This window comes from Desulfobaculum sp., assembly GCF_054921475.1.
Window position 1 is genome coordinate 1 of sequence record NZ_JBUDSW010000196.1, and the last position, 7106, is coordinate 7106.

Annotated in this window: 6 protein-coding genes; 1 reads left to right on the forward strand and 5 read right to left on the reverse strand. The window is 66.2% G+C overall.

The genetic code is table 11. From position 1 onward, the window contains the following. Positions 1 to 28 precede the first annotated feature (28 nt). The 5 genes from ACY69P_RS12255 to ACY69P_RS12275 are packed head-to-tail and all read right to left on the reverse strand — an operon-like array spanning position 29 to position 4576. The gene (locus ACY69P_RS12255; RefSeq protein ID WP_459897515.1) at positions 29 to 1153 is read right to left on the reverse strand and encodes an FmdE family protein; all 1125 of its coding nucleotides are present in this window, start codon (positions 1151 to 1153) and stop codon (positions 29 to 31) included. Positions 1154 to 1178: 25 nt separating this feature from the next. After that, positions 1179 to 1847: a TonB family protein gene (locus ACY69P_RS12260; protein ID WP_462327674.1), complete on the reverse strand. Its 669-nt coding sequence runs from the start codon at positions 1845 to 1847 to the stop codon at positions 1179 to 1181. Beyond that, positions 1844 to 2257: an ExbD/TolR family protein gene (locus tag ACY69P_RS12265; protein ID WP_459897513.1), complete on the reverse strand. Its 414-nt coding sequence runs from the start codon at positions 2255 to 2257 to the stop codon at positions 1844 to 1846. The genes ACY69P_RS12260 and ACY69P_RS12265 overlap by 4 nt, the downstream gene beginning before the upstream one ends. Further along, positions 2254 to 2871, reverse strand: a complete 618-nt coding sequence (locus tag ACY69P_RS12270; RefSeq protein WP_459897512.1) for a MotA/TolQ/ExbB proton channel family protein — start codon at positions 2869 to 2871, stop codon at positions 2254 to 2256. The genes ACY69P_RS12265 and ACY69P_RS12270 overlap by 4 nt, the downstream gene beginning before the upstream one ends. Further along, positions 2852 to 4576 (reverse strand): hypothetical protein, encoded by a 1725-nt coding sequence (locus ACY69P_RS12275; protein ID WP_462327675.1) that lies wholly within the window; start codon positions 4574 to 4576, stop codon positions 2852 to 2854. Before ACY69P_RS12275 ends, ACY69P_RS12270 begins: the two co-directional genes overlap by 20 nt. A gap of 322 nt (positions 4577 to 4898) precedes the next feature. Between ACY69P_RS12275 and ACY69P_RS12280 the strand changes: the two genes are divergently transcribed. After that, entirely contained in the window at positions 4899 to 7043 is a 2145-nt protein-coding gene (locus ACY69P_RS12280) for a Tex family protein (RefSeq protein ID WP_462327676.1), read from the forward strand. Positions 7044 to 7106: the final 63 nt, after the last annotated feature.

The following is a 7106-nucleotide window of genomic DNA, read 5'->3' on the forward strand; positions in this document are numbered from 1 at the left end:
AATAGGAATATGTTATGAAAAGCGCCCGCTACAGGGCAGACAACGCCGAAATAACGTCCACGCCCGGACGCATCAGCGCGCGCGGCGTCTGGCCGGGGGCAAGGTCGGCGTCCTTTACCCGCGTCACAAGGCCGCGCGCCGCGTCCATGTTGTCCATGAACCACAAATCCGCGTGGAGCTTATCGAGGATGGTGACGCCATAGGGGTCGCCGCCGTAGGCCTTCTTTGCCTCGGCAAAGTCAAAGCCCAGCATGGTGGCGTGCCACGGCGCATCCCCTGTTTTGGTGAACACCACGGAGCATACGGAGGGCAGCGGCTTCGGCCACGCGGCGACCTCCTCATCCGTGGGATACAGCACGGCGTAGGCGCGCTTGCCGGGTGTGGCGTTCAGCAGTGTGGTCAGGGCGTCTTCCTTGCACCATGGCTTCAGGCTGAGGATGAACACCTTCGTGTCCGGCCCGGACACAAGGTGCTCGCGGATGTAGGACGCAATGGCGAGGCCGGAGGACACGCCCGGGCACAGGTGGTCGTGCACCTGTACGGCCCGCAGCAGGCTGGAGCCCGCGCCGTGGTCCGCAGCGTTGATGGCGGTGATAATGCGAAACGCGTTGCCGCCAAAGAGCGCCTTGCCTTCCGGCGCGCCCAGTTCCTCCGGATGGGCAAAAAGGTACTCCGCCTTGATGCGGCGCACCTGCACCGTGGTCGCCACAGGGCGCGCCTTGTTCTTGCCAAAGGCCTGCTGCACGTCCTGCGCGGTATACTCCAGGTATGCGCAGCGCCCGCTGCCAGCATCGTAAAAAGCGAACCACAGCGGCGCGTCAAAGCGGCTTTGCACGGTGATAAGCCGCGCCGCGCCAATGCTGGCCCCGGTCGCGCGGGTCACGCCATCAAGGCAGCCCTGCGTATCCAGCCCCTGCGGCAGGGCAAAGCCCGCGTTGGTCATGACAATGGCGGTGCGCTCCTGCCACGGCGCGCCAAGGGTTCCCGCGGCCTGCGCGCTGGCGGCAACGCCAAGGGCGACAGCTTTGTCATACTGCATGGGCTGTTTCGGCCCCGCGTAGGCAATGTGCGCAAGGCACAGCACCAACAGCGCGGCCAGCGCCGCTCCTCTGCCATAGGACGCCAAGACGCCGTCTCGTTCCTGATATCGCATTGCTTCTCCTCCGTATGGTGATGAATCAGGTCAGCAGAAACTGCACGCCAACCTGAAGGCGAACCGGCAACTCAAACAGCCCCGCCGGGGGGCAGGGAAACGGCGCGGCGCGCTCCACAGCGCGGGCCGCGGCCTCATCAAGAGCCTTGGAGCCACTGGTCTGCGCCACGGTCACCGCAGACACCGCCCCGTCCCTGTGCAGAACAAACCGCACCACAACCTGCCCCTGCCGCGCCGTGGCCTTGGCCTGTTCGGGATAGACCTTGATGGCGTCCACACGCATTTTGAGCAGTTCAAAGTAGTCCCGCTGGCCCATGAATCCCGCCATGGCATCGCTGGCCGTAGCGGCCACGCCAACAGGCCCGGCAAGGGCGGCCATATCGCCCACCGCGCCCGGGGCTGCGGGAATGGTCGGCGCATCGACCGACGCGGTTTTCACTGGCGCAGGCGCGGCCATGGGCGGGGCCATGGCACGGACGGGCTGCGGCGAGACGGGTGTTGGCGCATCCAGCCTGCGGCGCGGGGTGGGGATATCGCGCCCGGAGTCCGAGGGCACGTCCGCCATGTCGATTTCAATGGCTGCAAGGCGCTCCGGTCCGGGGTTCGGCGCGGCCCACAGCCCAAGGCACAGTGCAATGGCAAAGACACCCACAAGGGCGGCAAACAGGCCATCCTCGCGCACGGCGTCCATCATTGCCCCGCGCCCTTTTCGGTGGCGAGGCACAGCTTGGACGCCCCGGCGGCCTTCACCGTGTCCATGACGTGCACCGCGTTATCCAGCACCAAATCCCTATCCGCGCGGATGATGACGGCCTTGTTCGTGCGCGCGGCAAGGCGGCCCTTCACCTCCGTAAACAGGCTGGCGTCCGGGACGGGGTCGGCGTCCACCCATGTTTTGCCCGCAGCGTCCACATAGACCACCAGCTCGCGCTCCACCTGCGGGGCCGAGGCCTGCGCCTTGGGGAGTTTGACGGTGATGCCCTCGTCCACCATGAAGTTGGTGGTCAGCAAGAAATAGATGAGCAGCAAAAAGACAATGTCGATAATGGACGTCAGGGGCACTTGCACACCGTAACGGGGGCGGGAATCAGGACGGACCATCATGCCTCGCGCTCCGGTCCGGTCAGGGTTTGCAGGTAGGCCACTGCCCCGCGCCGCAGTCCGGCCTCGTGCCGGGTGATGCGCGCCATCAGGTAGCTGTGCGCGGCCATGGCGGGCAACGCTACGGCAAGGCCAAGGGCCGTTGTGAGCATGGCTTCCCAGATGCCGCCCGCAAGCACGGCGGCGTTCACCTTGCCGCCCATTTCCTGAATCACCATAAAGGCCTTAATCATGCCGATAACGGTGCCCAGCAGCCCAAGGCTCGGCGCAATGTTGCCAATGGTGGCCAGCAGTTGCGTGCGGCGGGAGAGGTGGCGCAATTCGTCGTTGGTGGCGCTCACAAGCACGGTTTCCATCATTTCCCTGTCCGCCGCGCTGACGGGCAGCACCTGCGCCAGCACCCGGCCAAGGGCACTGTTGTCGCCATCGAGCATGGCGCGCGCCTCACCGCCGCGGCCGTCACGCACAAGGCGTCCCAGGCCGCTTGCCAGCTCCGCCCCGCGCACCCGCACGCGGGAAAACACCACAAGGCGCTCCACAAAAATGGCGCACACCAGCACAAAACACGCAAGAATGGGATAGACGAGAACGCCCCCCTTACCCAGCAGTTCCAACATGATCCCTCCGCGTCGTTGCCGCCGCGCTATCGGCGGCGTCCGTCACGCCAGCCCGGGGCTGGCCTTTGGTCAAATCCGGTTCGCCGTCAAAGTCCATGTCCTGCGACGTGGACACAAGGCGACCCTTGGCATCATAGGTTTCCCACACATCAGGGCGCCCATCGCCGTTGGTGTCCTCCCACACTGCGGCAACAACGCCGCCGTCGTAGGTGAAGACTTCCTCGGGCGAGCCGTCGCCGTCTCTGTCGCGCTCGGCGCGCAGGGCTTCGCCGCCGGGGCCGTAGAACCACGTCAGCACGGCGCCGCTGGCTTCGCGCTCGCGGCTTCGCTCCAGCGCGCCCTTCTCGTCAAAGAACTCCGCCATCTGCACCGCACCGTCCGGCTGGCGGTACTCCTTGTGGCGCAGCAGGCCCGCGCGGTAGCACAGACGGTATTCCGCCACGCCGTCCCCGTCGCCATCCTGCGTCAGCACCATGTCCCAACCCTCGTGGCCGTAGCGCTGCGTAATCTCAAAACGGCCGTCACCGTCCGCATCGCGCGTCAGGCGGGTCTTGTTGCCACCAGCAAACCATGCCCGAAGGTCCACGCGTCCATTGCCGGACTCGTCGGACTCCATAAACGTCACCTCACCGCCGGTCAGGCGCTGCCATGTATCAATGCGCCCATTGCCGCTGCGGTCATGCTCCACGCGCACGCACTGGCCTGTGGCGTCGTAGGTTTCCTTATGGTCCGGGCGTCCGTCGCCGTCCGCGTCACGCGTGAGGCTGGCGCGCACGCCATCCGCAAACAGCACCACGGTTTCGCGGCGTCCGTCGTGGTCCTCATCGCGCTCAAGGCGCTGGGGAACGCCTGCGGCGTAGGTCTGCACGGTATCAAAGCGCCCATCGGCATTGGTGTCCTGCCGCACCGTGGCGGGGACGCCCTCGGCGTCCAGCAGGCGAACCGTGTCACGCGCGCCGTCGCCGGTGGTGTCGGCCTCCTGCCGCACGGGGCGGCCCTTGGCAAAATATGTTGTCAGGTCCAGACGCCCATCGCCGCTTACGTCCTGCTCCTGCCGCTCGGGCAGGCCCTCGCTGTACACGGTGCGGCGCGTCAAAACGCCCTGCGGCGTGCGCTCCTCCTGCAGGACGGGCTGCCCGCCCTCGTACTGGCGGACCATCTCGGCCCAGCCGTCCTCGTCCGCATCGTGCTCGCTCCGGCAGACGTTGCCGTCCGCGGCAAAGGTGTACACAGCCTCGGCAATGCCGCTTTGGTCCGCGTCCACACGCCGGGTGTGCAGGACGCCGCCGTCATACTCCTGCCGGCTTTCCCACACGCCGCTCTGGTCCACATCCACCGTCACGGCGGCAAGGACGCCATGGTCATAGGCCTGCACCGTGTCCAGAACGCCGTCCCCGGTGCTGTCGCGGCGAATGGTCAGGGGCTGGCCCTTGGCATCAAAGCGGGCGTCGTATTCCACCTGCCCGTTTGCGGCGAGGCGCTGCTGGTGCTGGCGTACGCCGCCTGTGTAGGTTTCGGTCCACTCCCACACGCCGTCGCCGTCAGCGTCGCGCTCCACGCGGGCGATAGTGCCGCCCTCGTAGTGCTGGCGCAGTTCAAACCGGCCGTCAGCATCGGCGTCCACCTCAAGGCGCGTCAGGTGCCCGCCCGCATCAAAATGCGCCACGCGGTCCACCACGCCGTCGCCGTCGGTGTCCTTTTCCATCGTCCTTGCCTGCGCCGGGAGGGAAAACCCCGCCAGCAGCAAGACTATCGCGAGAATATGAAACCTTTTTGCACCCATAGACCCACCTCTTGAGTTCAGGTCCGTACTATCTTTTTTGAGTTAGAGCAATTTTTCGCATAATCATTTTTTTTTACTCATCGTAATTTCATATGAAATATAAAAACGTGTCACCCAGGGCTAATTTTCCGCCCCTGACCGGCCTTTGGCGCGGATTCTCCCCCTCTTGCCTCACACACCCCTTGACCTCGACGCGCCCTTGCGTATCCAATGCGCGCGAACCTTCTCACCATAAGGACACCGCATGACACAACAGCATTGCGACACCATAGCCAAAAGCCTCGGTCTTTCTCAGGCCGCCATTTCCGCCACGGCGGAGCTTCTGTCCGGCGGGGCCACAGTTCCGTTTATTGCACGCTACAGAAAGGAGCAGACCAAGGGGCTGGACGAAGTCCAAATCGCCGCCGTGCGCGAGCAGATGGACCGCCTTGCCGAATTGGACAAGCGCCGCGAGTCCATCATGTCCTCCCTCACCGAACGGGACCTGCTGACGGATGAGCTGAGGCGCGCCGTGGCGGGCGCGGCCACCATGGCCGAGCTGGAGGACATCTACCTGCCCCACCGCCCCAAGCGCCGCACCCGTGCGGAAATGGCGCGGGAAAAGGGCCTTGCTCCGCTGGCCAAGGCGATTTTGGTGCAAAAGGGGCTGGACCCGGCGGACGGCGCGCGCCGCTTTGTGAATGCGGACAAGGACGTGCCGGACGTGGACGCCGCCCTTGCCGGAGCGCGCGACATCATTGCCGAGGTTGTGGCCGAGGACCGCGCCGCGCGCGAGACCCTGCGCCAGCTCTTTGCCCGTCAGGGCGAACTGCGCTCGGCGGTCGTCAAGGCCAAGGCCGAGACGGACACCGCCGCCACCTTCCGCGACTATTTTGACTGGGGCGAGCGCGCGGCCAAAGCGCCGGGACACCGGGTGCTGGCCATCCTGCGCGGGGAAAGCGAAGGCGTCTTGCGCGTGAGCCTGCGCCCGGACGAGGACGCCGCCCTCACCCGCCTGAGCCGCCGCTTTGTGCGCGGCAAGGGCGCAGACAGCCAGCAGGTGCTGCTGGCCGTGCAGGATGCCTACAAACGCCTGCTCACCCCAGCCATGGAGAACGAAGCCAAGGCCGCCCTCAAACTGCGCGCCGATGACGAAGCCATCACCGTCTTCGCGGACAACCTGCGCGAACTACTGCTTGCCGCGCCCCTCGGACACAAGCGCGTGCTGGCCCTTGACCCGGGCTACCGCACTGGGGCCAAGCTCGTCTGCCTTGATGAGCAGGGCGCGCTGCTTACGGAGACGAAAATCTTCCCCACCCATGGCGGGCGCAAGGCCGAGGAGGCCGCGCGCACCGTCACGGACCTGTGCAGCCGCTACGCAATACAGGCCATCGCCATCGGCAACGGCACTGCCGGACGCGAGACGGAAGCCTTTGTCCGGGGCCTCACCCTGCCCGGTGCGCCCGAGGTTGTGATGGTCAACGAAGCTGGCGCGTCGGTCTACTCAGCCTCCGCCACCGCGCGCGAGGAATTCCCGGACCATGACGTCACCGTGCGCGGGGCGGTCTCCATTGGCCGCCGCCTCATGGACCCGCTGGCCGAGCTTGTCAAAATCGACCCCAAAGCCATTGGCGTTGGGCAGTACCAACACGACGTGGACCAAAAGAAACTGCGCGCCGCGCTGGACGCCGTGGTGGAGCACTGCGTCAACGCCGTGGGCGTGGACGTGAACAGCGCCAGCGTGGAGCTCTTGTCCCACGTCTCGGGCCTTGGCCCGTCGCTGGCCAAGAACATCGTGACCTACCGGACGGAGAACGGCCCCTTTGCCTCCCGCGCGCAACTGAAGAAAGTCCCCCGCCTCGGGCCCAAGGCCTTTGAGCAGTGCGCGGGCTTTCTGCGCGTCACCGGCGGGCGCGAACCGCTGGACGCCAGCGCCGTGCACCCGGAGCGCTACGCTCTTGTCCGCCGCATGGCCGGGGACGCCGGATGCACCGTCCCGGACCTCCTCGCCAGCGCGGACGCGCGCTCCCGCATTGACATACACGCCTACGTGGACGGCGAGGTGGGCCTCCCCACCCTGCGCGACATCATGAGCGAGCTGGAAAAGCCCGGACGCGACCCGCGCAGCAGCTTTGAGGTCTTCTCCTTTGCGGACGTACACGACATCAAGGATCTGGAGCCCGGCATGCATCTGCCCGGCATTGTCACCAACGTCACCACCTTTGGCGCGTTTGTCGATATTGGCGTGCACCGCGACGGCCTTGTGCATATCAGCCAGCTGGCCGACCGCTTTGTGCGCGACCCGGCCGAGGTGGTCCGCGTGCGCCAGCAGGTGCGCGTACGCGTCACCGAGGTGGACCGCGAACGCGGCCGCATTGGCCTGAGCATGAAGGACCTTGCAGGCGAGTAGCGCGGCCGTCGCCGCCACACTCGCACAGCCCCCCGGCCGCCGGGGGGCTTTTTTTGGCGCGCC

Excerpts from the sequence above, each read along its gene's own strand:
- ACY69P_RS12255 (WP_459897515.1), bottom strand. The coding sequence starts at position 1,153 with ATGCGATATCAGGAACGAGACGGCGTCTTGGCGTCCTATGGCAGAGGA.
- ACY69P_RS12260 (WP_462327674.1), bottom strand. The coding sequence starts at position 1,847 with ATGATGGACGCCGTGCGCGAGGATGGCCTGTTTGCCGCCCTTGTGGGT.
- ACY69P_RS12265 (WP_459897513.1), bottom strand. The coding sequence starts at position 2,257 with ATGATGGTCCGTCCTGATTCCCGCCCCCGTTACGGTGTGCAAGTGCCC.
- ACY69P_RS12270 (WP_459897512.1), bottom strand. The coding sequence starts at position 2,871 with ATGTTGGAACTGCTGGGTAAGGGGGGCGTTCTCGTCTATCCCATTCTT.
- ACY69P_RS12275 (WP_462327675.1), bottom strand. The coding sequence starts at position 4,576 with ATGGAAAAGGACACCGACGGCGACGGCGTGGTGGACCGCGTGGCGCAT.
- ACY69P_RS12280 (WP_462327676.1), top strand. The coding sequence starts at position 4,899 with ATGACACAACAGCATTGCGACACCATAGCCAAAAGCCTCGGTCTTTCT.